This is a genomic window from Zoogloea sp. (assembly GCF_041904905.1).
GTDB lineage: Bacteria > Pseudomonadota > Gammaproteobacteria > Burkholderiales > Rhodocyclaceae > Zoogloea.
Genome location: NZ_JAYRMI010000060.1, coordinates 1 through 25,801, shown reverse-complemented (window position 1 = coordinate 25,801; position 25,801 = coordinate 1). Strand labels below are relative to the sequence as shown.

Genomic DNA, 25,801 nt, shown 5'->3' with positions numbered 1-25,801 from the left:
GGGGTGGGGCGAGGGGCGGAATATACGCCTGTCGACGGGGCAAGGGGAAACCCCTTCGCCGCCCCGCGCACGTCACACCAGCCGCACCTGCCAGCGATACCAGCGGGCCGACAGGCGGTCGGCCAGGGCCTCGGCCATCGCCTCGAGCTGGGCGTCGAAGCGACCGTCCTTGCCCCCGGCGAGGAAGGCGATCTTGTTGCTCCAGCTCACCTTGACGCCCGGGCACAGGCGGCCGTCCACCTCGACCGCTTCGTACTCGAAATCGGCCCGGCCCCACGGCTCCATGTTGAAGATGCGCGCCATCTCGCCGGCCTGCACGGCGATCACGTAGGTTTCCACGTAGGCGGCGAAATCCTGCTCGTCGGCGTATTCGCGGGCTTCCGCCTCCGGGGCGCGCTCGACGGCGTTGCACGGGCCCAGGGCCACGACGAGGCAGGCATCCTTGTAGAGCGCCTGCATGCGGAGCATGAGGTTTTCGCTGGGGCCGTTCTCGGCCAGCGCCTTGAGCAGGGCGTCCTGCTCGAGCTTGAACTGTTCGTACTTGTCCATGAGATCTCCGGGGCGGCCCGGTCCGGCATTGGCCGGCCGACGCCTGTCGCAATGAAAACCGGCGCAGACTAGCAGGTTGTCGCCCGCCGTGCCGGCCCCGGAAACAGGACGAGCGCCCGAAGGCGCCCGTCCTGTCTGCTACCGGGGAAAAGCCGCTTACATGTGGTAGGCGGTTTCGCCGTGGGAGGTGATGTCGAGGCCTTCGCGCTCTTCGTCTTCCGGCACCCGCAGGCCGATGAACATATCCACCAGCTTGTAGGCGATGAAGGCGACGACGGCGGACCACACGACGGTGATGCCGACGGCGGTGGCCTGGATGATGACCTGGTCGGCGATGGAGTAGCCGTCCGCCACCTTGTTCGCGACGTAATCCCAGATGCCGGCGCCGCCCAGGGACGGGGAGGCGAACACGCCGGTCAGGATCGCACCGAGGATGCCGCCGACGCCATGCACGCCGAACACGTCGAGGGAGTCATCGGCACCGAGCATGCGCTTCAGGCCATTCACGCCCCACAGGCAGACCACGCCGGCCAGCAGGCCCATCACGACCGCGCCCACCACGCCGACGAAGCCGGCAGCCGGGGTGATCGCAACCAGACCGGCAACCGCACCGGACGCAGCGCCCAGGCCGCTCGGCTTGCCCTTGATGATCCATTCGGCCATCAGCCAGGCGAAGGCCGCGGCGGCGGTGGCCACCCAGGTATTCACGAAGGCCAGGGCGGCAACGCCGTTGGCTTCCAGCGCGGAGCCGGCGTTGAAGCCGAACCAGCCCACCCACAGCAGCGAGGCGCCGACGATGGTCAGGGTCAGGCTGTGCGGAGCGAAGGATTCGCGACCGAAGCCGATCCGCTTGCCGATCATGAAGGCACCCACCAGGCCGGCAACGGCGGCGTTGATGTGCACCACGGTGCCGCCGGCGAAGTCGAGGGCGCCCTTCTGGAACAGGAAGCCAGCCGTCGCGGTGGCCGCTTCAGCCGCCTCGGCGGAGGTGTAGGCGTCCGGACCGGCCCAGTACCACACCATGTGGGCAACCGGCAGGTAGGAGAAGGTGAACCAGAGCACCGAGAACAGCAGCACGGCGGAGAACTTGATCCGCTCGGCGAAGGCGCCAAGGATCAGGCCCACGGTGATGGCCGCGAAGGCGCCCTGGAAGGCCACGTAGATGAACTCGGAGACAACCACGCCCTTGGTGAAGGTGGCGGCGACCGAATCCGGCGTGATGCCCTTCAGGAAGACCTTGTCGAGGCCGCCGAAGAAGGCGCTGCCTTCGGTGAAGGCGATGGAGTAGCCGTAGAGCACCCACAGCACGCTGATGAGCGAGAACACCGCGAACACCTGCAGGAGCACCGACAGCATGTTCTTGGCGCGCACCAGGCCACCGTAGAACAGGGCCAGGCCGGGAATGGACATCAGGATCACGAAGGCAGTCGAGACGAACAGCCAGGCGTTGTCACCCTTGTTGGGGACGGGCGCCGGCGCCGCTTCGGCGGGGGCGGCTTCGGCCGGCTTGGCCTCGGCAGCGGGGGCCGCGGCTTCGGCGGCCTTGGCGGCAACCGGCGCTTCGGCAGGCTTGGCATCGGCGGCGGGCGCCGGCGCGGTCACGGCCGGCGCGGCGGCAGCGGCAGGCGCCTCCGCCTTGTCCTGCGCCAGCGCAGAGCCCGCAAAGCTGACCGCCACGGCGGCCAGCAGGGCTGCGAAGAGTTTTTTCATGATGGCACGCTCCCTTACAGCGCGTCGGCACCGGACTCGCCGGTACGGATGCGGATGGCTTGTTCCAGGTCGAAGACGAAGATCTTGCCGTCGCCGATCTTGCCGGTGCTGGCAGCCTTCTCGATGGCTTCGATGACCTGATCCAGGATGTCGGTGTTCACCGCGGCCTCGATCTTCACCTTGGGCAGAAAATCGACGACGTATTCGGCGCCGCGGTACAGCTCGGTGTGACCCTTCTGACGGCCAAAACCCTTGACCTCGGTCACCGTGATGCCTTGCACGCCGATGGCGGACAGGGCCTCGCGGACTTCGTCGAGCTTGAAGGGCTTGATGATGGCGGTAACGAGTTTCATGTTGGCTTCCTTTGCAGGGCGGCCCAAAGGCCGCCAGGCGAAATCGGGATTAGAAGGTGCGGGTCAGGGAGAACAGCACGCGACCCTTGCCCAGATCCTTGCCATAACCGTTGGTGTACCAGGCTTCGCTGGCGTTGGTGGTGATGTAGCTGAGGCCCAGCACGGTGCCGCTGAAGTCCTTGGTCACGCCCACCTTGTAGTCGGTGTAGCTGGCGCCGTTGGCGCTGGAGCCGTTCACCTTCTGGCGACCCACGTGGCCGATCAGGTTCACGGTGGGGACCAGTTCGTAGGTGGCGGTCAGGTCGAGGTAGCCGGAGTTCTTCGAGCCCACCCAGCCGAACAGGTCGGAGAAGGAGTGGGAGTACTTCAGGGTCAGGAAGGTCCAGGTGCCGGCGACGTAGCCTTCCAGGGTGTTCGGGTTGTTGCCGTAGCCAGTGCCCGGGTAGAAATACTGCAGCAGGCCGACGTCGTAGCCGATGTCGCCGACGGCGCCCTTGTAGCCGCCGTAGAAGTCCCACTCAAGGCTGTTGCTGGTGGTGCTGTTGGCGTCGGACAGCCAGGACACGTTGGAACCCCAGGTGCCCACGTACAGGCCGCTGGAGTGGGCGTAATCGAGACCACCCTGAATGGCCGGCTTGCGGTTGGTCTGGCCGATACCGCGGTAGATGTACTCGGAAGCCACCGTCACGTTGCTGGTGTAGGTGTGCTCCGGAGCGGGAGCGGCGTCGGCGGCGCTCGCCAGCGAGGGCAGGACAACGCCGGCGGCAATCAGGGCGGAAGCGATGACGGACTTGCGCATGATGAAAATCTCCAGGTGGTCAAAGTTGGTGAGCACAACAAAGCAACGCACGTGCCAGTTTATAAATTCACTTTTAATTCATCGAACTAGAACTGACTCTCGAATTCTGCCGCGACGCACAAAATGGGCTCCGCGCACCAGTTTGGAATCATGCACCAGAAAAGGGCGCACTTTTGGTGCGCCCACCCGCCAGCGTCGACGCCCCGCGACGGTGCTAAACTCGGGCCCATCCAGAACCGCTTTATTGCCCGTGAGGAATGCAGTCATGACCAACCCGAAAATCCTCGACGAAATCGGTGCCAAAGTCTCCGAACTCCTCGCCAACAGCCCCGCCAAGGACATCGAGAAGAACGCCCGCGCGCTCCTCGCCAGCGGCTTCTCCAAGCTCGATCTGGTCACCCGCGAGGAGTTCGAGGTGCAGCGCGAAGTGCTCGCCCGCACCCGCGAGAAGCTCGCCGACCTGGAACACCGGGTCGCCCGCCTCGAAGCCGAGCTGGCGAGCCGCCCGCCCGCCCAGGACTGAACCGCCACCGCACCCCCGAGGGCGCCGCGGCGCCCTCTTCTTCGTCCGCCTCCCGGGAGTCGCCATGAAGCCCCGCACCGCCGCCCCCCTGCTGCTCGCCCTTGCCGCCGTCGCGGCGCCCGCCCTGGCCGCGCCGGTGGGCTACACCGTCGATCCGAACCACACCTTCCCGGTGTTCGAGGTGGACCACCTGGGCTTCTCCACCCAGCGCGGCCGCTTCAACAAGACCAGCGGCCGGATCACCCTCGACGCCGCCGCCCGTCAGGGCACCGTGGAGGTCACCATCGACGCCGCCTCCATCGACATGGGCTTCGCCAAGTGGAACGACAACATGCGCGGCGAGAACTACTTCAACACCGCCGAACACCCCACCGTCGTCTACAAGGCCGACCGGCTGGTGTTCGACGGCGAGCGCCCGGTGGCCGCCGAAGGCAGCCTGACGATGCTCGGCGTCACCCGGCCCGTCACCCTCACCATCAACCGCTTCCGCTGCGCGCCCCACCCCCTCAACAAGCGCGAGACCTGCGGCGCCGACGCAGTGGCCACCCTCAAGCGCTCCGAGTTCGGCATGACCAAGTACATCCCCTCGGTGGGCGACGAGGTCCGCCTGCTGATCGCCGTCGAAGCCTACCGCGACTGACGCGACGCCCTGTCACACAACCCCGGCACACTCATCGCCCCGCCTCTCGCCCCGCAGCCATGCCCTCCCGTCTCCGCACCGGCCTCCTGATCCTCGCCGCCGCCCTGGGCCTCTCCGGCTGCGCCAGCGTCGGCCCCGCGGCGCTGGACGACACCCGGCTGCAGTACAACGAGATCATCAAGCGCACCACCGAGCAGCAGCTCCTGCTCAACATCGTGCGCCTGCGCTACACCGACACCCCCAGCAGCCTGGGCGTGTCGGGCATCGCCGCCCAGTTCGAGCGCAGCCAGAGCATCGGCCTGCTGCCCTTCTTCACCGCGGTGGCCGGCGACGGGAGCCGGGGCAGCTTCACCGCGGTGCTGCCCCAGGCCCAGATCGCCGGCGCCGACCGCCCCACCTTCAGCCTCACCCCGCTGGACGACCAGGAATTCACCCGCAAGCTGTTCACCCCGCTCCCCCTCGACGGCGTGATCTACCTGGCCAAGACCACCTGGCCGATCTCCAAGGTCTTCCGGCTCTACCTCGAAAACCTCAACTGGGTGCCCAACGCCCAGACCGCCAGCGGCCCCACCCCGCGGGAGGCCCCGCCGGTGAGCGACTTCCTGCGCGGCGTGGCCGCCCTCCAGACCCTCCAGGACCGGGGCGCCATCGTCTTCGGCCTCACCGAGCAGGTCGACCAGGTGGGCGGCACCCTGCCCGTCGGCGCGGTGTCGGCCGCCGATCTCATCGAAGCCAGCAAGAACGGCCTCGAATACCGCCCGGCCAGCGGCGGGCGTGGCTGGCAGCTGGTCCGCCGCAGCACCGTGCCCGTGCTGCGCCTCGACCCCGACGCGCTCGACTCGCCCGAAATGCGCACCTTCGAGCACGCCTTCCACCTCCGCCCGGGCGTCACCGAGCTGCGCATCACCCAGGAAGCCCTCACCCCCTTCCGCTCCGCCCTGCCCAAAGACGGCGTCGCCAGCCTCGACCTGGAAACCCGCTCGCTGCTGCAGGCGCTGTACTACGTGAGCCACGGCGTGGACGTGCCCACCGAGCACCGCGCCCGCGGCCTCGCCACCGTCACCCGCGACGCCGCCGGCCGCGAGTACGACTGGAACGAAGTGATGCGCGACCTCTTCCACGTGCGCACCAGCCCCGAGCGCCCCGCCAACGCCCACGTGGCCGTGCAGTACAAAGGCCAGTGGTTCTACGTGGCAGAATCCGACCAGGACACCAAATCCACCTTCTCGCTGCTGGTCGAACTCTCCCGCCTCGAACTGGCCGGCAAGACCGGCCCCGGCCCCCAACTCACGCTCCCCATCGGGCGCTGACCCGCCAGCCTGTAGAAATCCACAGCCCCAGGCGATACACTCCGGGTTTTGGATGCGGGAAACATCATGAGCCTGGCCGTCCTCGCCAGCCGCGCCCTCGTCGGCCTGCAGGCACCCGAAGTGTGCGTCGAGGTTCACCTCGCCAACGGCCTGCCGGCCTTCACCCTGGTCGGCCTGCCCGACGTGGAAGTGCGCGAGGCCCGCGACCGGGTCCGCGCCGCCCTCCAGACCGGCCAGTTCGAGTTCCCCCAGCGGCGCATCACCGTCAACCTCGCCCCGGCCGATCTACCCAAAGAGGGCGGCTGCTTCGACCTCCCCATCGCCCTGGGCATCCTCGCCGCCTCCGGGCAGATCCCCGCCGACAAACTGGGCCACTACGAATTCGCCGGCGAACTCTCCCTCACCGGCGAGCTGCGCCCGGTGCGCGGCGCCCTGGCGCTGGCCCGGCAGGCCGCCGAGCGCGGCCGCACGCTGGTCCTGCCCGCCGCCAACGCCCCCGAAGCCGCCCTGGTGAGCGGCGTCACCATTCTGCCGGCAGCCAGCCTGCTCGCCGCGGTCGCCCATTTGTGCGGCCACACCCCCATCGCCCCCTACGCCGGCGAGCCCCTCGTGCAGGCGCCGGACTACCCCGACCTCGCCGACGTCAAGGGCCAGAGCCAGGCCCGCCGCGCCCTCGAGGTCGCCGCCAGCGGCCAGCACTCCCTGCTCTTCTACGGCCCGCCGGGCACCGGCAAGTCGATGCTCGCCCAGCGCCTGCCCGGCCTGCTGCCGCCCCTGGGCGACGCCGAAGCCCTGGAAAGCGCCGCCGTGCACTCGGTGGAAGGCAGCTTCCGCCCCGAGCGCTGGCGCCGGCGGCCGATGCGCGCGCCGCACCACTCCGCCTCCGCCGCCGCGCTGGTGGGCGGTGGCAGCACCCCGCGGCCCGGCGAGATCAGCCTCGCCCATCACGGCGTGCTGTTCCTCGACGAACTCCCCGAGTTCGACCGGCGCGTCCTCGAAGCCCTCCGCGAGCCGCTGGAGACGGGCCACATCACCATCTCCCGCGCCGGCCGGCGGGCCGAGTTCCCCGCCCGCTTCCAGCTCATCGCCGCCATGAACCCCTGCCCCTGCGGCTACCACGGCCACCCGGACGGCCGCTGCCGGTGCACGCCGGACCAGATCGCCCGCTACCGCGGCAAGCTCTCCGGCCCCCTGCTCGACCGCATCGACCTGCTCCTCGAAGTGCCCACCCTGCCGGTGGCCGACCTGCAGGCCGCCCCCGCCGGAGAACCGTCGGCGACGGTGCGTGCCCGGGTCGCCCGCAGCCGGGCGATCCAGCTCGCCCGACAAGGCAAGCCCAACGCCCTGCTCGCCGGCGCGGAGATCGACGCCTGGTGCCAGCCCGACGAAAACGGTGTCAAACTGTTGCGAACGGCCATCGATCGCCTCCGTCTCTCGGCGCGCGGTTACCATCGAATCCTGAAAGTGGCGCGTACAATCGCAGACATGAACGAGGCCGAAGTCATCCAGGCGGCCCACGTGGCCGAAGCCATCCAGAGCCGCCGCGGCCTCACCGCCTTCGTCTAATCAAGCAGGAGTCCTCCCGTGGCATCCACCCCGACCCCCGGCGCGCCCCGCGCCAGGAACTGGTTCTTATGGTTCGCCGGCTTCGTCGCCGTGCTCGTGGCCCTCGCCGCCGCCTACACCTGGCTGGTGCTCAGCTGGAGCTACTCCTCCGGCGAGCGCGCCGGCTACGTCCAGAAATTCTCCCAGAAGGGCTGGCTGTGCAAGACCTGGGAAGGCGAGCTGGCCATCGTCGCGATTCCCGGCAGCCTGCCCGAGATCTTCAAGTTCACCGTGCGCGACGACAAGGTGGCCGCCGAGATCAACGCCGTGATGGGCAAGCGCGTCGCCCTCAGCTACGAGCAACACCTGGGCATCCCCTCCACCTGCTTCGGCGAGACCGGCTACTACGTGAGCAAGGTCCACTCCGTCGAGTAGGACGCCCGCCCACCCCGGGGTGCCCAGGCGCACCCCGACCCGGAACCCCCTCATGCCCTATGTCCAGCTGGCGGCGCTGCTCGCGGCGCTCGCCACCGTCGGCCCGTTCTCGATCGACACCTACCTGCCGGCGCTGCACGCCATCGGCACCGATCTGGGCGCCAGCACCGTCCAGACCCAGCAGACCCTCACCGCCTACATGCTGCCGATGGCGCTGATGGTGCTGTGGCACGGCGCCATCTCCGACGCCTACGGGCGCAAGCCGGTGATCGTGGTGTCGATGCTGCTGTTCACCCTCGCCTCCGTGCTGTGCGTGTTCGCCGGCAGCATCGAGATGCTGCTGGTGGGCCGGGCGCTGCAGGGCATCAGCGCCGGCGCCGGCATGGTGGTGGGGCGCGCGGTGGTGCGCGATCTGCACGAAGGGCCCGCCGCCCAGCGCCTGATGAGCCACGTGAGCATGGCCTTCGCCCTCGGGCCGGCGATTGCACCCATTCTGGGCGGCTGGATCTTCAGCGCCTTCGGGTGGCGCGCGGTGTTCGTCTTTCTGGCCCTGCTGGGCCTCGCCCTGGCCACCCTCACCGTCTGGCGGCTGGACGAGACCCATCCGCCGGCGGCCCGTCACCCGCTTCACCCCGGCCCGCTGGCCCGGCGCTACTGGAGCGTATTCACCTCGCCCGGCTTCGTGCTCCTCAGCCTTGGGGTGAGCTACAACTTCAACGGCTTCTTCCTCTACGTGCTGTCGGCGCCGGTGTTCCTCATCCAGCACCTCGGACTCACCGAGACCGGCTTCGGCTGGTTCTTCATCCCCACCGTGAGCGGCATGATGGCCGGCTCGGCCATGTCGGCCCGGCTCGCCGGCAAGCTGTCGCCGCCGCGGACCATCGCCCTGGCCCTGGGCATCATGATCCTCGCCGCCGGCAGCAACCTCGCCATCGCCCACCTGCTGCCGCCGGGCCTGCCCCAGTCGGTGCTGCCGATCATGCTGTACACCTTCGGCATGGCCATCGCGATGCCCAGCCTTACCCTGCTGGCGCTGGATCACTTTCCCACCCACCGGGGCCTCGCCTCCAGCTGCCAGAGCTTCCTGCAGATGCTGGTGAGTTCCCTCACCGCCGGCCTCGTGGCCCCCGCCCTGTGGGATTCCGTGGGCAACCTGGCGGGCGGCATGGTCGCCAACCTCGCCGTCGGGCTGGGCTGCATCGGGCTGTGGTGGGTCATGTATCGACGACAGGCGCAGCCGACATGAACTGGACCGAACACATCGACGTTTACTGCGAGCGGACCGACCCCGGCCTGTGGGCGGAGCCCTTCAACGCCCTCACCAACCTGGGCTTCCTGCTCGCCGCCGCGCTGCTGTGGCGCCGGGCCGGCCGCGACGCCCCCTTCGACCTGCGCCTGCTGATCGGCCTGATCGCCGCGGTGGGCATCGGCAGCGGGGTGTTCCACACCGTGGCCACCCGCGGCACCGCCATCCTCGACATCGTCTTCATCGCCCTCTTCGTGATCGCCTACCACCAGCGTTTCCAGGTGCGCGTGCTGGCCCGCAGCGGGCCGGCGGCGTGGGCCGGCGTGGGCGTCTTCGTGGCGCTGGCGGGCGGCTTTGTCGCCGCCACCCGGCTGCTGCCGCCGCTGCCGCTCAATGGCTCGGAAATCTACCTGCCGCCCTTCGCGCTGCTCGTGGCCTGCGCCGTGCGGGCGCGCCGGCGGGCCCCGGCGGCCGCCCGCTGGCTGGCGACGGCCGCGGCGCTCTTCGTGGTGAGCCTCACCTGCCGGGCGGTGGATCAGCTACTCTGCGCCGCCTGGCCGGTGGGCACCCACCTGGGCTGGCACCTGGTGAACGCGGCGATGCTCTACTGCTGCATGGCCGGGCTACTGGCCGTGCCCCGCTACCGCCCCTTCGGCTGACGCCGGCGAGGCGGCCCTCAGGCCCCGCGCAGCTCCCGCTCGGCCCAGTACAAGGCCGCGATCGTCTTGCCGTCGGTGATGCGCCCGTCGAACACCGCGGCCCGCGCCTCGTCCAGGGTGAGATAGACGATCTCCATGAACTCGCCCTCGTCCCACGAGTGCCCCACGTGCCGGAGCCCGGCGGCGAAGAAAATCTCGATGCGCTCGTCCGAATAGCCGATGCAGGGGTGCATCACCCCCAGGTGACGCCAGTCCTCGCCCACGTAGCCGGTCTCCTCCTGCAGCTCGCGGCGGGCGCAGGCCAGGATGTCCTCGTCGGGGTCGAGCTTGCCGGCGGGCAGCTCCAGAAACGCCCGGCGCAGCGGGTAGCGGAACTGGCGCTCGAAGATCAGCCGGCCGTCGGCGCACACCGGGATCACCACCACCGCCCCCGGATGCTTGATGTACTCGCGCACGCCGGTCTTGCCGTCGGGCAGCTTCACCTCGTCGCGGAAGACCTTGAGCAGGCGGCCCTGGAAGGCCGGTTCGGAGGTCAGTTGTTCTTCGTGCAGCGGATCGTTCATGCCGGGGGCTCCGGGTAATGGCCAAAGCTGCAAGCATGGCATTCGCCCGCCCCCCTGACCAGCCCCCGGCGGCCGCCTCCGGCATAATCGCGGCATCGTGACCGCACCCCTGCCCCCCGCCCTCCCGGCGCTCCGCGACCAGCTCCTCGACCCCACCGGCGGGCTGGTCTATCACCTGCGCGCGGCGCGCCATCGCCGCCGGCTGTGGGCGCCCTTCCATGCCGCGGTGGCCGACTGGCTGGCGGGCTGGCAGCCACCGCGGGCCCACCTGGCGATCGTCGGCCCCAACGCCGGCTACGCCCTGCCGGACGGCTTTCTCGCCCGCTTCGAGCGCGTCACGGCACTGGAGCCGGACCCGCTCGCCCGCTGGCTGCTGCGCCGCCGGCCCGACGCCGCCCGGCTCCGCTTCGACCGCCTCGACTGCCTGCGCGACGCCGACGGGCTGGCGCGGCTCGCCGACCGTTTCCCGGATGCGGCGATCCTGTTCTCCAACGTCCTCGGTCAGGTGAGCGCGCCCGCCGCCGACTGGGCCACGCCGATCGCCCGCCACCTCGCCGGCCGGCCCTGGGCGAGCTACCACGACGCGATCTCCACCGCCGTGCCCCCGGCCCGCAGCACCCCCTGCAGCCTGCCCGACGCCGCGGCGCTCCCCGACGTGCTGGCCCGGTTCTGGGACGGCGGCGAGCTGCCGCTCGCGGACCACGCCACCTTCGGGCTGGGCGGCCCCGGCCCGCGACGCTACGCGGTGTGGCCCATCGCCCCGGGGCGCTGGCATCTGGTGGAATGGGTTGCCCGGCCGGCGGGCTGATCGCAGCGGCGGCGGCCGGGCTCAGGCCCAGACATCCACCTGCCCGCCGGGCACCCCGGCCGCCCCCGCATAGGCCCCGGCCCCGCGCGTGCCGGACGCCGCTGCCGGCGCGGCGGCGGCGATCTCCAGCCGGGCCTCGGCCGCCATCCGGGCGGCCTCGGACGCCACCTGACGATCCTGGGCGGAGGGGTCGGCGGGCGCCAGGGCTGCCGCGCGGATGCGCTCGGCCCGGGCGAGGGTGTCCTCCGGCGTGCGGCCTTTTGATACATCTATACCCACTTCGCCGCCTACGGCGTATCGCTTTCCGTCAGGGCCGGTCTCGTAGGTGAAGCTGGCGCCCCGGGTGATGAGGCCCGCGCCGGCGGCCAGATGCGCGGCTTCGTGGGCGCGCACAAGCCGATCCCGCGCCGCCAGCCGGCTCACCAGTTGCTGCTCGGCATCGGACAAGCCCGCCCCCGCCGCCCGGGAGGCGGCGCCCGACGAAAGGGTAGGGGCGGATGCGGCCCCGAGCGCGGAAACGGACATGCCAGGGGAGGAAACGCGGATGGCTACGCTTACAGCCTAGACCGGAAAAAGCCTTTCGTCAGCTTGCCGCCGGCAGGGCGCCGCGCCCGGGTGCCCAGACGCCACCGGGACAGGACCAGCAGCCCCATGCCCAGGAGCAGCAGGGTGCCCAGGGCCGGCTCCGAGACCGCCACGACGAGGGGCGTCTGGGTGCCGGTGAAGCGCCCCGCCCCGGTGAAACCAAGGCCGGCCACGAAGGCCGTCGGGCTGGCCGGGTCGAGGCCGGCGGCGACCTCGATGCCGCCCACCCGGAAACGCTCGACCCCCGCCGGGCCAAAATCGTAGGCCACGCCGCCCGGCAGATCGTGCACCGCCAGCAGCGGCGTGCCGGCGGGGTCGAAGGTGAACAGGTCGAACAGCCCGTCGCCCACGCCCACGGGCAGCAGCACCGAGCGGAAGCTCGGGTCGCCGGCACCGATGGCATAGGTATAGCCAATCGCCACCGGCGGATCGATGAAATAGGTTTGGCCGGCGAGGACGGGAATGTCGAACCGGAAGCCGCTGTCGGTTGCGGCAACCGGCAGGTGGATCGTGGGGGCCACGGCGCCAGCCGCAGGCAGCGGCGCCATCGCGGCCATGGCCAGCCAGGCCAGGCCCGCCAGGCGGAACATCGGGTTGAGGGTGCGCAGGAGAGCCATGCTCTGCTCCGTTATTGTTGTCGTCTGTGGGCGACTGCGCCAGACATGCAGCCGCCGACAGAACTTCAAGCAATTTACGCACCAGACCGTGAAAAACCTGACACGGCGCCACGTGCCGCCAAACACAGCAACCCAAAATGGGCGTCCGTGTAAAAAACGCCGACACGCGCCGCCCTACACCTCGCCCAGATAGGCGGCGCGCACCTTCGGGTCGGCCAGCAGCGCATCGCCCGAGCCGGTGAGGGTGATGCGGCCGGATTCCATCACGTAGGCCCGCTGGGAGAACTCCAGCGCCAGGTTGGCGTTCTGCTCCACCAGCAGGATGGTCACGCCCTCGGCGGCCACCGAACGGATCACCTCGAAGATCTTTTCGACCACCAGCGGCGCGAGGCCCATCGACGGCTCGTCGAGGAGCAGCAGCCTGGGCCGCGACAGCAGCGCGCGGCCGATGGCGACCATCTGCTGCTCGCCGCCCGACAGGGTGCCGGCCACCTGCTGGAGCCGCTCCTTGACCCGCGGCAGCATGGCGAACACCCGCTCCAGGTCGGCCTCGACGGCGTCGGCGTCGCGCCGGCAGTAGGCGCCCATGCGCAGGTTCTCCTCCACCGTGAGGCGGGTGAAGATGCCGCGCCCTTCGGGCACCAGCGCGAGGCCCTGGCGCAGGCGCTTGTGGGCGGGCAGCTTTTCGATGCGCTGGCCGGCATACAGCAGCTCGCCGCCGGCGATGGGCAGGGTGCCGGCGATGGCGTTGAGGGTGGTGGTCTTGCCCGCGCCGTTGGCGCCGATCAGCGACACCAGCTCGCCTTCGGCCAGCACCAGATCGATGCCCTTGACGGCCTCGATGGCGCCGTAGGCGATGCGCAGGTCGCGCAGTTGCAGGATTGGAGTGCTCATGCCGCCGCCCCCGCCTTGGCCGTGCCGTGGCCGCCCAGGTAGGCGGCGATCACGGCGTCGTTCTGCTGCACCACGGCGGGCACGTCCTCGGCGATCTTCTTGCCGAAGTCGAGCACCGCAAGGCGATCGCACAGGCCCATCACCAGCTTCACGTCGTGCTCGATGAGGAGCACGGTGACGCCGTCGTGGCGGATGGTCTGCACCAGCTCGCGGAGCTTGGCAGTTTCGGTGGCGTTCATGCCGGCGGCGGGTTCGTCCAGCGCCAGCAGCTGGGGCTCGGTGGCCAGCGCACGGGCGATCTCGAGGCGGCGCTGGTCGCCGTAGGAGAGGTTCTTGGACACGATGTCGGCGAAGCGCTCGATGCCCACGTAGCGGAGCAGCTCGAAGGCGCGCTCGGTAATCAGATGTTCCTCCTCCTTCGCCTTGCGGGTCTGCAGCAGGATCGAGAGGGGGTTGGCGCGGGAGCGGATGTGGTGGCCGGCCATCACGTTTTCCAGGGCGGTCATCTCGCGGAACAGGCGGATGTTCTGGAAGGTGCGGGCGATGCCGGCGGCCACCACCCGGTGCGGCTTGCCGGTGGGCAGCTCGGTGCCGCCGAAGACCAGCTCGCCCTCGTCGGGCACATAGGCGCCGGTGAGCACGTTGAAGAAGGTGGTCTTGCCGGCGCCATTGGGGCCGATGAGGCCGTACACCTCGCCCTTGCGGATGGTGAGCGACACGTCGGACAGCGCGGTGAGGCCACCGAAGCGCTTGGTGACGTGCTTGGCTTCGAGCAGGGTAATCACCGGCCGGCCTCCTTGCCCACCACCAGCTCGGGCCTGGAGTAGCGGCTGTGGGCGGGGATCAGGCCCGCCGGGCGCAGCAGCATCATGAAGATCATCGCCAGGGACAGGAGCAGCATGCGCAGCACTTCGGGGTCGAGGATGACCTTGTCGAACACCGCCTGCTGTACCGGCACCGCCACGTAGCGCAGCACTTCGGGCAGCGCGGTGAGGGCCAGCGCGCCGACGATCACGCCGGCCAGGTTGCCCATGCCGCCGAAGACGATCATGGTGAGCACGGCGATGGATTCCATCAGCGAGAAGCTCTCGGGCGACACGAAGCCCTGGAAGGCCGCGAACAGCCCGCCCGACACGCCGCCGAAGGTGGCACCCAGCGAGAAGGCCAGCAGCTTCATGTTGCGGGTGTTGATGCCGATGGCCTTGGCGGCCAGCTCGTCGTCGCGGATCGCCGCCCACGCCCGGCCCACCCGCGACACCTGCAGGCGCTGCACCAGCAGCACCGACAGCGCCACGAAGGCGAGGAACACGTAGTAGTACAGGAACAGCGAGTTGATGGTGATCTCGTCGCCCACCTTGAGGGGCCGCGAGATGTCCCAGCCGAACAGCACCAGCGGGTCGATCATGTTGATGCCCTGGGGCCCGTTGGTGATGTTGATCGGGTGGTTGAGGTTGTTCATGAAGATCCGCACGATCTCGCCGAAGCCCAGGGTGACGATGGCGAGGTAGTCGCCCCGCAGCCGCAGGGTGGGCAGGCCGAGGATGATCCCGGCCAGCGCCGCGAAGGCCGCCCCCATCGGCAGCACCAGCCAGAAGGGCAGATGCAGCTCGAAATGGGGCGAGGCGAGGAAGGCGAAGGTGTAGGCGCCCACCGCGTAGAAGGCGATGTAGCCCAGATCGAGCAGGCCGGCAAAGCCCACCACGAGGTTGAGGCCGATCGCCAGCATCACGTAGAGCATGGCGAAGTCGAGGATGCGCACCCAGGTCTTGCCGAACAGCATGGCGATGAGCGGGGCGCCCAGGGCGAGGGCGAGCACCACCCAGCGGGCCGCCGCCGGGTTGCGCTTGCCGAGATACGGAATGGCGAGGGCGAGTTCGTTCATGGTTCGAGGTTGCCTCAGGCGCGGTCGGCCACGCGCTCGCCGAGCAGGCCGGTGGGGCGGAAGATCAGCACGATGCCGAGGATGATGAAGGCGAAGATGTCCTGGTAGCTGGAGTTGAGGAAGCCGAAGCTCATGTCCTCGATGTAGCCGGCGCCGATGGATTCCACCAGCCCCAGCACGATGCCGCCGAGCATCGCGCCCGCCAGGTTGCCGATGCCGCCCAGCACCGCCGCGGTGAAGGCCTTGAGGCCGGGCATGAAGCCCATCGCGTAGTGGGCGATGCCGTAGTTGGACGAGTACATCACCCCGGCCACCGCGGCCAGCGCCGAGCCGATGACGAAGGTGGCGGCGATGATCTTGTTGGTGTCGACGCCCATCAGGCTGGCGACCCGGTGGTTTTCGGCGGTGGCGCGCATGGCGCGGCCGAGGCGGGTTTTATTGACCAGCAGCACCAGCCCGATCATCAGCACCGCCGACACCACGAGGATGACGATCTGCACCGGGGTGATGAACACGCCGGCCACCGGCTCGATGGGGGTGGTGGAAACGAGCTGCGGGAAGGTGTGGTAGTTGCGGCCCCAGACGATCATCGCAAGGGTCTGGAGCAGGAAGGAGACGCCGATGGCGGTGATGAGCGGGGCCAGCCGCGGGGCGTTGCGCAGGCGGCGGTAGGCGGTGCGCTCGATGGTGTAGCCGAGGATCATGCACACCACCACGGCCACACCCAGGCCGGCGAGGAGGGTGGGCACCAGGCCGAGGTCGGGGTAGTGGGTCTGGATCAGGCTGATGGCTTCGAGGGCCACCAGGGCGCCAACCATCAGCACGTCGCCGTGGGCGAAGTTGATGAGGCCGAGGATGCCGTAGACCATCGTGTAGCCGAGGGCGATCAGCGCATACACGCTGCCGACCACGAGGCCGTTCACGGTTTGCTGGAGGAGGGTTTCCATGGTAACGACCGGTGAGGGTTGAAAAGAGGCAGGGGCGGACACAGCCGCCCGCGGTCGTCGAACTGCGCGACGGGCGAAAGGCGCCGCCCCTGCGGCGGGCTCAGGCGAGACGGCTTACTGCACCGCCTCCCACTTGCCGCCCTTGAACTGATAGACGGTGACCGCGCCGTCCTTGATGTCGCCCTTGGCGTCGAAGGCGACGGTGCCGATCACGCCGGGGAAGTTGACCTTGCCGATGGCCGGGGCGTACTTGGCCGGGTCGGACGAGTTGGCGGCCTTCATGGCCTCGATGATCGCCGAGGCGGCGTCGTAGGCGTAGGGCGCGTAGATCTGCACGTCGGCGTTGAAGCGCTTCTTGAAGCGGGCGTTGAAATCCTTGCCGCCCGGCATCTTGTCGAGCGGCAGGCCCGGCTGAGTGCAGTAGGCATTGGGGCCGATGGCGTCGCCGGCCAGCTTGATGATCTCGCCGGTGCAGCCGCCGTCGCCGGTGATGAACTTGGCGGCGATGCCCAGCTGCTTGATCTGCTTGAGCATCGGGCCGCCCTGGGTGTCCATGCCGCTGTAGACGATCACGTCCGGCGTCTTGCCCTTGATGCGGGTGAGGATGGCGAGGAAGTCGGTGGCCTTGTCGCTGGTGAACTCGCGGGTCACCACGTTGCCGCCGCTGGCCTTGACGGCCTTCTCCACCTCGTCGGCGAGGCCCTGGCCGTAGGCGGTGCGGTCGTCGATGATGGCGACCTTCTTGCCCAGCACGGTAGCGGCGTACTTGCCGATGCCCAGGCCCTGCTGCACGTCGTTGGCGATGGTGCGGAAGGTGGCCTTGAAGTTCTGCTGGGTGAGCCGGGGGTTGGTGGAGGCCGGCGACACCTGCGGCACGCCGCCTTCGTTGTAGATGCGCGAGGCGGGGATGGAGGCGCCCGAGTTGAGGTGGCCGACCACGCCCTTCACGCCCGCATCCACCAGACGCTGGGCCACGGTGGTGGCGGTCTTGGGGTCGGCCGCGTCGTCTTCGGCCATCACCTCGAACTTCACCTTCTTGCCGCCCAGGGTGACGCCCTTGGCGTTGTATTCCTCGACAGCGAGGCGCACGCCGTTCTCGATGTCCTTGCCCAGGTGCGACTGGGTGCCGGTGAGGGGCGCGGCGGTGCCGAGCTTGACGACTTCCTGGGCCTGCACGGCGGATGCACCAAGACCGAGCACGGCGAGGGCGACAAGGGTGATTTTCATGCGGGTTTCTCCTCTGGATGGTTCAGGCAGGGCGATTCAAGCAAATTCGGCGCCAGTTGGCCGGCGCGTTTCGTTATCGATCGGACGTCGGCGGCGCCGGCCGCTCAGGGCCGGACGTCCCACTTGCCGGCGTTGAACTGGTAGAGCGCCACGCCGCCCTCGCGCACGTCGCCGTGGGCGTCGAAGGCGATGTTGCCGGTGACGCCCTTGAAGGCCACCTTCTGCAACTGCGGCAGGTACTTGTCGGGCTCCGGCGAGTTGGCGAGCTTCATCGCCTCGATGAGGGCGCTGGCGGCATCGTAGCTGTAGGGCGCGTAGAGCTGCACCGGCGCGTTGAAGCGCTTGGTGAAGCGCTCGCCGAACGCCTTGCCCGACGGCATCTTGTCCATCGGGATGCCGGCCTGGGTGCAGTACACGTCGCCGCTCATCGCCGCGCCGGCGAGCTTGATCATCTCGGAGGTGCAGGTTCCGTCGCCGCCCAGATACTTGGCGGCGATGCCCAGCTGCTTCATCTGCTTGAGCAGCGGCGCGCCCTGGGCGTCCATGCCGCCGTAGAAGATCGCGTCGGGCCTGGCGGCCTTGAGCTTGGTGAGGATGGCAGCGAAGTCGGTGGCCTTGTCGTTGGTGAACTCGCGCCCCACCGGCTTCACGCCGCGCTGCTTGAGGCTCTCGACCAGCGCGTCGGCAAGGCCCTGACCGTAGGCGGTGCGGTCGTCGATCACCGCGATGCGCTGGGCCTTGAGCACCTCCACCGCAAAACGGGCCATCGCGCCGCCCTGCTGGAGGTCGTTGGCGATCACCCGGTAGGTGGTCTTGTAGCCCTGGCGGGTGAGCTTGGGGCTGGTGGAGGACGGGGTGACCGACGGAATCCCGGCCTGCTCGTAGATGCGCGAGGCGGGGATCGCCGCGCCGGAAGTGACGTGCCCGACCACACCCTTCACGCCCGCATCCACCAGGCGCTGGGCCACGGTGGTGGCGGTGCGCGGGTCGGCCTGGTCGTCCTCGGCCATCAGCTCGAAGCGGGCCTTCTGCCCGCCCAGGGTCACGCCCTTCGCGTTGGCGTCGTCCAGCGCCAGCTGGGCGCCGAACTGCTCGTCCTTGCCCAGATGGGCCACCGGCCCGGTCAGCGGGCCGGCAAAGCCGATCTTCACCACCACGTCGGCCTGGGCCGCGGCGCTCAGCGCCAGGGTTGCGCCGGCCACGGCCAGCGTCGCAAAGGAGCGTTTCACCTGTTCATCCTCCACAAAGGGTGTTCATGCCAGAATGGGCCGATTGTAACCAAGCCCGGCCGTTTTGGCGGGGCGCCGCCACTTCGACCCCGCAGGAGGCCCTCCGATGCGTAAACTGCTTGCTTTTCTGATTGGCGCCCTGGCCGTGCTCGGCCTCGCGGGCTGCGACGCGGTGAACATGAAAGACCTCAAACCCGGCGTCTCCACCGGCTACGACGTGCGCGACAAATTCGGCACCCCCGGCATCGAATGGCGCAACGACGACGGCAGCGTGACCTGGGAATACACCCGCCAGCCCCAGGGCACCGAGTGCTTCATGATTACCGTGGGGCCGGACAACATCCTGCGCAGTATCGAGAACGTGCTCACCCCGACCAACTTCGCCCGCGTCCAGCCCGGCTGGACCCGCGACCAGGTGCGGCGCCTGCTCGGCAAGCCCCGCTCGGTGCAGAAGTTCGCCCTCAAGAAGGAAGAGGTGTGGGATTGGCGACTGCCCGAGGAATTCAGCGCCCACGTGTTCTTCAACGTCCATTTCGACGAGGCCGGCACGGTCACCGGCACCAGCCGCTCCACCGAACAGAAGGGCAACTGAGCCCGGGCAGGTGCTCCAGTGTGCACATGGCATGGAGCACCTGTCCAGCTATTAAACAGATCGCCCCGCCCGTCGCTGCGCCGCAGCATCTTTCATATCGCCAGCCAAGCGGCTGATAAGCAAGACTTTTGATCGCATAGGCGGGCTTGATCCACCCCTGGCACGTCCCCTGCTGAGTAGACGCCAACGCTGCACGAAGCGTTTTCGATCAAATTCAGGAGGAGACTTCCATGCTGTATGCACTGCCCGGTTCCGCTGACGCCAAGGTTCAATACAAGGCCCGCTACGACAACTTCATCGGTGGCAAGTGGGTTGCCCCGGTCAAGGGCGAGTACTTCGACGTCATCACCCCGATCACCGGCAAGCCCTACACCCAGGCCGCCCGCTCCGGCGCCGAAGACGTGGAACTGGCCCTGGACGCCGCCCACGCTGCCGCCGACAAGTTCGGCCGCACCCCGGCTGCCGAGCGTGCCAACCTCCTCCTGAAGATCGCCGACCGCCTCGAAGCCAACATCGAGAAGCTCGCCTATGCCGAGACCGTCGATAACGGCAAGGCCATCCGCGAAACCCTGAACGCCGACATCCCGCTGGCCGTCGACCACTTCCGCTACTTCGCCGGCTGCCTGCGCGCCCAGGAAGGCGGCATCTCCGAGATCGACGAGAACACCGTCGCCTACCACTTCCACGAGCCCCTGGGCGTCGTCGGCCAGATCATCCCCTGGAACTTCCCGATCCTGATGGCCGCCTGGAAGCTGGCTCCTGCCATCGGCGCCGGCAACTGCGTGGTGCTCAAGCCCGCCGAATCCACCCCGATCTCGATCCTGATCCTGACCGAGCTGATCGCCGACCTGCTGCCGCCGGGCGTGCTGAACATCGTCAATGGCTACGGCCGCGAAGCCGGCATGCCGCTGGCCACCAGCCGCCGCATCGCCAAGATCGCCTTCACCGGCTCCACCGCCACCGGCCGCGTGATCGCCCAGGCCGCCGCCACCAGCCTGATCCCCGCCACCCTCGAGCTGGGCGGCAAGTCCCCCAACATCTTCTTCGAGGACATCATGGCGGCCGACGACGCCTTCCTCGACAAGGCCGTCGAAGGCATGGTGCTGTTCGCCTTCAACCAGGGCGAAGTGTGCACCTGCCCGTCCCGCGCCCTGATCCAGGAATCGATCTACGACCGCTTCATGGAAAAGGTCATGGCCCGCGTCAAGGCCATCAAGCAGCTCAGCCCCCTCGACACCGACAGCATGATGGGCGCCCAGGCTTCCCAGGATCAGCTGAACAAGATCATGGCCTACATGGAGATCGGTCGTCAGGAAGGCGCCCAGTGCCTGACCGGCGGCGACCGCACCCACATGGACGGCGATCTGGCCGGCGGCTACTACATCCAGCCGACCCTGTTCAAGGGCCACAACAAGATGCGCGTCTTCCAGGAAGAGATCTTCGGGCCGGTGCTGGCCGTGACCACCTTCAAGGACGAAGCCGAAGCCCTCGAGATCGCCAACGACACCCCGTACGGCCTCGGCGCCGGCGTGTGGAGCCGTGACGGCAGCCGCGCCTACCGCATGGGCCGCAACATCAAGGCCGGCCGCGTGTGGACCAACTGCTACCACGCCTACCCGGCCCACGCCACCTTCGGCGGCTACAAGGAATCCGGCATCGGTCGCGAAACCCACAAGATGATGCTCGACCACTACCAGCAGACCAAGAACCTGCTGGTCAGCTACAGCCCGAACGCCCTCGGCTTCTTCTGATGTGTTTGTGTCGTCCCTGTTGTAAGTAAGGCAAGGTGTTGCAGGGCGGGAGCAATCCCGTCCCGCTTTTTTCTTGGAGGAGCCCCATGACACCGAGAATCATTGCCACCGACGCCGCCCTCGCCTTCATCGACGAGCTGCGCGCCGAGTTCGGCCCCCTGATGTTCGTGCTCTCCGGCGGCTGCTGCGACGGCAGCGTGCCCAACTGCTACAAGCTCGGCGAGGTCATCCCCGGCCAGACCATGCTGCTGATCGGCGAAGTGGGCGGCGCCCCCTTCTACCTGGGTCACCAGGAGTTCGCCTACTACGGTTCGTCCCAGCTCACCCTCGACGTGCAGCCCGGCGGCGGCGGGGATTTCTCCCTCGACTGCGGCAAGGGACGTGCCTTCGTCACCCGCTCGCGCCTGTTCACCGACCAGGAACTGGCCGTCGCGACACCCGTTTCGGGCGGATAGCCCCCCACCCGGCGTTGCCGGAGCGCCCCCACACGTATATCTTTTGATATAGAAACCTAAAGCTGAAGCGGGTGCCGGACGTAACAGTCGTCGAGCACGACCGCGGCAGTCCGAGGGTCGGCTCGTCCGCGCTCTCCCGGCGCGAACAACCTCCAGCCCAGGCGGAACTCCACGATGGCAACCCTTCTCTGGCTCCAGACCGGCGCCTGCAGCGGCGACACCATGTCGCTGCTCAATGCCGACAGCCCCTCCGTCGAAAGCCTCGTTCGCAGCGGCAGCCTCGACATCCTGTGGCACCCCTCCCTCAGCGCCAAGCCGGCCGGCGCCCTGGGCGCGCTGATCGCCGCCATCGAGACCGGCAGCCAGCCCCTCGACATCCTGTGCATCGAAGGCAGCCTCATCACCGGCCCCTACGGCACCGGCATGTTCGACAGCTACCGCGGCCGCCCCAAGATCGAGATCGCCGACGCCCTCGCCCGGCGCGCCCGCCACGTGGTGGCGATGGGCACCTGCGCCGCATTCGGCGGCATCCCCGCCGCGCCGCCCAACCCCACCGACTGCACCGGCCTGCAGTTCGACCGTGAACAGCCCGGCGGCCTGCTCCCGGCCGACTGGCGCTCGGCCTCCGGCAAGCCCGTCATCAACCTCGCCGGCTGCCCGGTGCACCCCAACACCATCACCCGCAGCCTGGCCATGCTGGCCCAGGACCAGCCCCTCGAACTCGACTTCCTCAACCGCCCGCGGGCCTTCTTCAGCAGCACGGTGCACCAGGGCTGCACCCGCAACGAATACCACGAGTACGACATCGAGGAGAAAGACTTCGGCGGTCGCGGCTGCCTGTTCTTCAACCTCGGCTGCCAAGGCCCCAACACCCTCGCCAACTGCAACGGCGACCTGTGGAACCGCCGCAGCAGCAAGACCCGCGCCGGCGTGCCCTGCTTCGGCTGCACCTCCCCCGCCTTCCCGCGGGACGGCGACCTGTTCCGCACCGAGAAGATCGGCGCCGTGCCGGTGGCCCTGCCCCTGGGCGTCTCCCGCGCCCACTACATGGCCTACAAGAACCTCGCCCACGCCGCGGCCCCGCTGCGCATCAAGAACCGGGACATGGAGACCTGAACGCCATGACCCGCACCACCCTCAACATCGACCTCAACCGGGTCGAAGGCGACCTGGAGTTCCAGGTCGATCTGGACGGCAAGCGCGTCGTCGACGCCCGCTGCGTCGGCACCCTGTTCCGCGGCTTCGAGCAGCTGCTCATCGGCCGCGCGCCCAAGGACGGCCTCGTCATCACCCCGCGGGTGTGCGGCATCTGCGGCACCGCCCACCTCTACACCGCCGCCCTGGCGCTGGAGCGGCTGGCCGGGCTGCCGGTGCCGCCCCAGGCCACCCTGGTGCGCAACCTGTGCCTGATGGCCGAAAACGTCCAGAGCGACCTGCGCCAGAGCTTCCTGTTCTTCACGCCGGATTTCATCCACCCCCGCTACGCCGGCCAGCGCCTTTACCCGGACATCGAAGCCGCCTTCGCGCCCCTCAAGGGCCGGGTAGTGCGCTCTACCCTGGCGATCGCCCGCAAGGTGGTCGAACTCGTCGCCATCTTCGGCGGCCAGTGGCCCCACTCCTCCTACATGCTGCCCGGCGGCATCACCCGCGGCACCACCGCCCGCGACCTGATCGATTGCCAGGACATCGTCGACCAGGCCATCGAGTGGTACGAGTGCGAAGCCATCGGCGACAGCCTGGACAACTGGCTCGCCCTCGACGGCAGCGACGCCTTCTTCAGCTGGCTCGAAGCCGACGCCCACGCTGCCAGCGCCATCGGGCTCCTCACCCGCTTCGCCCGCGCCATCGGCCTGCAGAAGATCGGCGGCGGCGCACGCCACTTCCTGTCGGCCGGCGCCTGGCACGACCCGCAGCGGCAGGCCCAGCCCCACGCCGACGGCGCCACCCTCGTCCCCGGCGGCATCTACCACGCCGACGACGCCCGCCTCGACCCCTTCGACCAGACCCTGGTGAACGAGCACGTCCGCCACGCCTGGTATCGCCCCTACCCCGGCGGCCGCCACCCCTTCATCGGCGAGACGGTGCCCGACTACCAGCCCGACACCGACCGCTACACCTGGGCCAAGGCCCCGCGCTACGGCGAACTGGTCGTCGAAACCGGCCCCCTGGCCGAACTCCTCGCCGGCGGCGACGGGCTGGTGGCCAGCCTGCTCGCCATCGAAGGCCCCAACACCTGGCTGCGCCAGTTTGCCCGCCTGCGCCGCACCGCCCACACCCTGCGCTGGATGAAGCACCATCTGGCCGAACTCGCCGGCCAGCTCGGCACGCCCCACTACCTCGCGCCCCCCGCCGACGCCTTCCGGCACGGCGAAGGCTACGGCTTCGTGCAGGCCGCCCGCGGCACCCTGGGCCACTGGCTGCAGGTGGAAGACGGCCGCATCAGCCGCTACCAGATCGTCACCCCCACCGCCTGGAACGCCTCGCCCAAAGATAGCGCCGGCCGCCACGGGCACTGGGAGGAGAGCGTGATCGGCGTCGAGCTGGCCGACCCGGCCGACCCCATCGAGATCGGCCACATCGTCCGCTCCCACGACCCCTGCCTGGTGTGCACCGTACACTTCGTGGGCCGCGGGGAGCGCCACCGCTATGGCGTCTGAACCGTCCCGCCTCCACATCGTCTGCTTCGGCAACGAGCTGCACGGCGACGCCGGCTTCGGCCCCGCCGTGCACGCCCGCCTCGCCGCCGGGCCGCTGCCCGCCGGGGTGCGCCTGCTGCGCGCCGACCTGGCCGGGCTCGCCGCCATCGGCTGCTTCGAAGGCTGCGACGACGCCATCGTGGTGGACGCCGTCGCCGGCTTCGGCCCGCCCGGCTCCCTGCACGAACTCGACGCCGCCGGCCTCGCCGACGCCGCCGCCCGCGACGAAGCCCCCGGCGGCTTCCACGGCGCCGGCGTGGGCAGCCTGCTCCGCCTGCTGCCCGCCACCCTGCCCCGCGTGCCGTCGATCCGCCTGCTGGGCGCCGAGATCGGCCAGCTCCAGCCCTACTCCCCTGGGCTGTCGCCCCCCGTGGCCGCGGCCGTCGCCACCGCCGCCGCCCGCATCCGGAGCCTGTGGTCATGACCGGCAGCGAAGCCATCCCGATCCGCAACCTGCGTCAGGTGGTCGGCCGCGCCGATCGCCTGTGCGGCGTCATCGACCTGCCCGGCCACACCGGCCCGCTGCACATCCTGGTCGTCCGCCGTCACGACGGCTGGGTGGCCCTGCCCGCCGCCTGCCCCCACGAAGGCCATCGCCTCGACCACAGCCCGGAAGACGGCGAGGGCCGCCTGATCTGCCCGGCCCACGGCCTGCAGGTCGAAACCGCCGACGAAAGCAGCGTCCTCCAGGTTCGCCAGATGGGCGACGACTTCTGCGTCGTCGCCGCCGGCCACCCCGCCGACGCCCAGCCCACCCGCGGCGAGGTGGCCCGCCTGCGCGTCGAGCTTGACGCCCTCCGCCAGGCCAACGCCACCCTCGAACAGCAGATCATCGCCGTCACCGGCATGATGGACGCCATGGTGGACGAGGTCAGCGCCAAATCCCGCCTGCTCGAACAGCAGAGCGCCGAGCAGGTGCGCCTGGGCAGCTTCATCGCCAACGTGATGGACACCATGGACAGCCTGCTGCTGGTGATCGACCGCTTCGGGCTCATCGGCCGGGCCAACGCCGCGGTGCGACGCAACCTGGGCATCGACCCGGCCGGGCTCATCGGCGCCTCGCCCGACACTCTGCTGGCCGACGAGACCCTCGCCGGGCTGCGCGCCGCCTCCCCCAGCTTCGCCCCCGGCAGCGTGCTGTTCCGCACCATCCTGCAGCAGGGCAGCGTCGAGATGGAAACCTGCCTCGAAAGCCGCCTGCCCGGCATGGGCACGCGCCACTACATCCTGCGCGCCGCCCCCCTGCACGAGCGCAGCGGCAAGCTCGAAGGCGTCGTCATCGTCGGCTCCGACATCACCGCCCTGCGCCTGCGCGAGCAAGCCCTCAAGCACAGCGAGCAGCGCTTCCGGGATTTCTCCGAGATCTCCTCCGACTGGTACTGGGAGACCGACGCCGACATGCGCTTCGTCGGCTACATCGGCCACGGCCCCGAGGGCCACACCATGATCGATCTGGTGCGCGGGCGCCGGCGCGAGGAGTTCGCCGCCCCGGAAGACCTCGCCGACACCGAAAAGTGGGCCCGCTACCACGCCGCCATCGCCGCGCGGGAACCCTTCCGGGATTTCGAATACCAGGTGCTCCACCCGATGCGGAGCATCACCTGGCTCAGCCTCGCCGGCCTGCCGGTGTTCTCGGCGGCGGGCGAGTTCCAGGGCTACCGGGGCACCTCCAAGGACATCTCCTCGCGCAAGGCCATCGAGGCGGAGCTGCGCCGCCACCGGGACCACCTCTCCGAGATGGTCGCCGCCCAGACCGCCGACCTGGTGCGCGCCAAGGAAACCGCCG

The 25,801-nt window shown here is 69.3% G+C and carries 28 protein-coding genes; 15 read left to right on the top strand and 13 right to left on the bottom strand.

Going from position 1 to position 25,801, the window contains the following annotated elements:
• Positions 1–72 precede the first annotated feature (72 nt).
• The 4 genes from ACE3N6_RS14910 to ACE3N6_RS14895 form a co-directional block, all read right to left on the bottom strand.
• Entirely contained in the window at positions 73–549 is a 477-nt protein-coding gene (locus tag ACE3N6_RS14910) for a hypothetical protein (RefSeq protein WP_374246571.1), read from the bottom strand.
• A 156-nt stretch (positions 550–705) separates the two neighbouring features.
• Positions 706–2,259 (bottom strand): ammonium transporter, encoded by a 1,554-nt coding sequence (gene amt, locus ACE3N6_RS14905; RefSeq protein ID WP_374246570.1) that lies wholly within the window; start codon positions 2,257–2,259, stop codon positions 706–708.
• A 14-nt stretch (positions 2,260–2,273) separates the two neighbouring features.
• Positions 2,274–2,612, bottom strand: a complete 339-nt coding sequence (gene glnK, locus ACE3N6_RS14900) for a P-II family nitrogen regulator (protein ID WP_153160577.1) — start codon at positions 2,610–2,612, stop codon at positions 2,274–2,276.
• Positions 2,613–2,661: 49 nt separating this feature from the next.
• Positions 2,662–3,411 carry a TorF family putative porin gene (locus tag ACE3N6_RS14895; protein WP_374246569.1) on the bottom strand — a complete coding sequence of 250 codons (750 nt, stop codon included), beginning with the start codon at positions 3,409–3,411 and terminating at the stop codon, positions 2,662–2,664.
• A 265-nt stretch (positions 3,412–3,676) separates the two neighbouring features.
• Between ACE3N6_RS14895 and ACE3N6_RS14890 the strand changes: the two genes are divergently transcribed.
• From ACE3N6_RS14890 to ACE3N6_RS14860, 7 genes are all read left to right on the top strand, one after another.
• Positions 3,677–3,934: an accessory factor UbiK family protein gene (locus tag ACE3N6_RS14890; protein ID WP_374246568.1), complete on the top strand. Its 258-nt coding sequence runs from the start codon at positions 3,677–3,679 to the stop codon at positions 3,932–3,934.
• A gap of 64 nt (positions 3,935–3,998) precedes the next feature.
• The gene (locus ACE3N6_RS14885) at positions 3,999–4,574 is read left to right on the top strand and encodes a YceI family protein (RefSeq protein WP_374246567.1); all 576 of its coding nucleotides are present in this window, start codon (positions 3,999–4,001) and stop codon (positions 4,572–4,574) included.
• A gap of 59 nt (positions 4,575–4,633) precedes the next feature.
• Positions 4,634–5,884: a hypothetical protein gene (locus ACE3N6_RS14880; protein WP_374246566.1), complete on the top strand. Its 1,251-nt coding sequence runs from the start codon at positions 4,634–4,636 to the stop codon at positions 5,882–5,884.
• A 66-nt stretch (positions 5,885–5,950) separates the two neighbouring features.
• The gene (locus ACE3N6_RS14875; RefSeq protein WP_374246565.1) at positions 5,951–7,450 is read left to right on the top strand and encodes a YifB family Mg chelatase-like AAA ATPase; all 1,500 of its coding nucleotides are present in this window, start codon (positions 5,951–5,953) and stop codon (positions 7,448–7,450) included.
• 18 nt (positions 7,451–7,468) lie between these two features.
• Positions 7,469–7,864 (top strand): hypothetical protein, encoded by a 396-nt coding sequence (locus ACE3N6_RS14870; protein ID WP_374246564.1) that lies wholly within the window; start codon positions 7,469–7,471, stop codon positions 7,862–7,864.
• 52 nt (positions 7,865–7,916) lie between these two features.
• Entirely contained in the window at positions 7,917–9,110 is a 1,194-nt protein-coding gene (locus ACE3N6_RS14865) for a multidrug effflux MFS transporter (protein WP_374246563.1), read from the top strand.
• Entirely contained in the window at positions 9,107–9,769 is a 663-nt protein-coding gene (locus ACE3N6_RS14860) for a hypothetical protein (RefSeq protein ID WP_374246562.1), read from the top strand. Before ACE3N6_RS14865 ends, ACE3N6_RS14860 begins: the two co-directional genes overlap by 4 nt.
• A gap of 17 nt (positions 9,770–9,786) precedes the next feature.
• Here the strand turns inward: ACE3N6_RS14860 and ACE3N6_RS14855 are convergent, their stop codons facing one another.
• Positions 9,787–10,332 (bottom strand): NUDIX domain-containing protein, encoded by a 546-nt coding sequence (locus ACE3N6_RS14855; RefSeq protein ID WP_374246561.1) that lies wholly within the window; start codon positions 10,330–10,332, stop codon positions 9,787–9,789.
• A 97-nt stretch (positions 10,333–10,429) separates the two neighbouring features.
• Here ACE3N6_RS14855 and ACE3N6_RS14850 point away from each other — a divergent pair, with 97 nt between their 5' ends.
• The gene (locus ACE3N6_RS14850) at positions 10,430–11,140 is read left to right on the top strand and encodes a hypothetical protein (RefSeq protein ID WP_374246560.1); all 711 of its coding nucleotides are present in this window, start codon (positions 10,430–10,432) and stop codon (positions 11,138–11,140) included.
• Between the two features lie 21 nt (positions 11,141–11,161).
• On the opposite strand, the gene ACE3N6_RS14845 is transcribed toward ACE3N6_RS14850, so the two are convergent.
• From ACE3N6_RS14845 to ACE3N6_RS14810, 8 genes are all read right to left on the bottom strand, one after another.
• The gene (locus tag ACE3N6_RS14845; protein ID WP_374246559.1) at positions 11,162–11,587 is read right to left on the bottom strand and encodes a putative metalloprotease CJM1_0395 family protein; all 426 of its coding nucleotides are present in this window, start codon (positions 11,585–11,587) and stop codon (positions 11,162–11,164) included.
• Between the two features lie 107 nt (positions 11,588–11,694).
• Positions 11,695–12,342 carry a hypothetical protein gene (locus ACE3N6_RS14840; protein ID WP_374246558.1) on the bottom strand — a complete coding sequence of 216 codons (648 nt, stop codon included), beginning with the start codon at positions 12,340–12,342 and terminating at the stop codon, positions 11,695–11,697.
• A 174-nt stretch (positions 12,343–12,516) separates the two neighbouring features.
• Positions 12,517–13,236 carry an ABC transporter ATP-binding protein gene (locus ACE3N6_RS14835; protein WP_374246557.1) on the bottom strand — a complete coding sequence of 240 codons (720 nt, stop codon included), beginning with the start codon at positions 13,234–13,236 and terminating at the stop codon, positions 12,517–12,519.
• Positions 13,233–14,021: an ABC transporter ATP-binding protein gene (locus tag ACE3N6_RS14830; RefSeq protein WP_374246556.1), complete on the bottom strand. Its 789-nt coding sequence runs from the start codon at positions 14,019–14,021 to the stop codon at positions 13,233–13,235. Before ACE3N6_RS14830 ends, ACE3N6_RS14835 begins: the two co-directional genes overlap by 4 nt.
• A complete protein-coding gene (locus ACE3N6_RS14825; RefSeq protein ID WP_374246555.1) occupies positions 14,018–15,118 on the bottom strand; it encodes an ABC transporter ATP-binding protein in 1,101 nt (366 codons plus the stop codon). Before ACE3N6_RS14825 ends, ACE3N6_RS14830 begins: the two co-directional genes overlap by 4 nt.
• A 14-nt stretch (positions 15,119–15,132) precedes the next feature.
• Positions 15,133–16,065, bottom strand: coding sequence for a branched-chain amino acid ABC transporter permease (locus ACE3N6_RS14820; RefSeq protein WP_374246554.1), 933 nt, complete (start codon positions 16,063–16,065; stop codon positions 15,133–15,135).
• Positions 16,066–16,179: 114 nt separating this feature from the next.
• On the bottom strand, positions 16,180–17,292 hold the full coding sequence (locus tag ACE3N6_RS14815) for a branched-chain amino acid ABC transporter substrate-binding protein (RefSeq protein ID WP_374246552.1): 1,113 nt from the start codon (positions 17,290–17,292) through the stop codon (positions 16,180–16,182).
• A gap of 104 nt (positions 17,293–17,396) precedes the next feature.
• Positions 17,397–18,521 (bottom strand): branched-chain amino acid ABC transporter substrate-binding protein, encoded by a 1,125-nt coding sequence (locus ACE3N6_RS14810; protein WP_374246551.1) that lies wholly within the window; start codon positions 18,519–18,521, stop codon positions 17,397–17,399.
• Positions 18,522–18,627: 106 nt separating this feature from the next.
• Here ACE3N6_RS14810 and bamE point away from each other — a divergent pair, with 106 nt between their 5' ends.
• From bamE to ACE3N6_RS14775, 7 genes are all read left to right on the top strand, one after another.
• Positions 18,628–19,113, top strand: a complete 486-nt coding sequence (gene bamE, locus ACE3N6_RS14805) for an outer membrane protein assembly factor BamE (RefSeq protein WP_374246550.1) — start codon at positions 18,628–18,630, stop codon at positions 19,111–19,113.
• A gap of 230 nt (positions 19,114–19,343) precedes the next feature.
• Positions 19,344–20,864, top strand: coding sequence for an aldehyde dehydrogenase family protein (locus tag ACE3N6_RS14800; protein ID WP_374246548.1), 1,521 nt, complete (start codon positions 19,344–19,346; stop codon positions 20,862–20,864).
• An 86-nt stretch (positions 20,865–20,950) separates the two neighbouring features.
• Positions 20,951–21,319 carry a DUF779 domain-containing protein gene (locus tag ACE3N6_RS14795; RefSeq protein WP_374246547.1) on the top strand — a complete coding sequence of 123 codons (369 nt, stop codon included), beginning with the start codon at positions 20,951–20,953 and terminating at the stop codon, positions 21,317–21,319.
• A 174-nt stretch (positions 21,320–21,493) separates the two neighbouring features.
• Positions 21,494–22,435, top strand: a complete 942-nt coding sequence (locus ACE3N6_RS14790) for an NADH:ubiquinone oxidoreductase (RefSeq protein WP_374246546.1) — start codon at positions 21,494–21,496, stop codon at positions 22,433–22,435.
• Positions 22,436–22,440: 5 nt separating this feature from the next.
• On the top strand, positions 22,441–23,976 hold the full coding sequence (locus ACE3N6_RS14785; RefSeq protein ID WP_374246545.1) for a nickel-dependent hydrogenase large subunit: 1,536 nt from the start codon (positions 22,441–22,443) through the stop codon (positions 23,974–23,976).
• Positions 23,966–24,439, top strand: a complete 474-nt coding sequence (locus tag ACE3N6_RS14780) for a hydrogenase maturation protease (RefSeq protein ID WP_374246544.1) — start codon at positions 23,966–23,968, stop codon at positions 24,437–24,439. Before ACE3N6_RS14785 ends, ACE3N6_RS14780 begins: the two co-directional genes overlap by 11 nt.
• The coding region (locus ACE3N6_RS14775; protein WP_374246543.1) for a PAS domain-containing protein at positions 24,436–25,801 on the top strand (1,366 nt) is incomplete at its 3' end. The genes ACE3N6_RS14780 and ACE3N6_RS14775, both read left to right, overlap by 4 nt.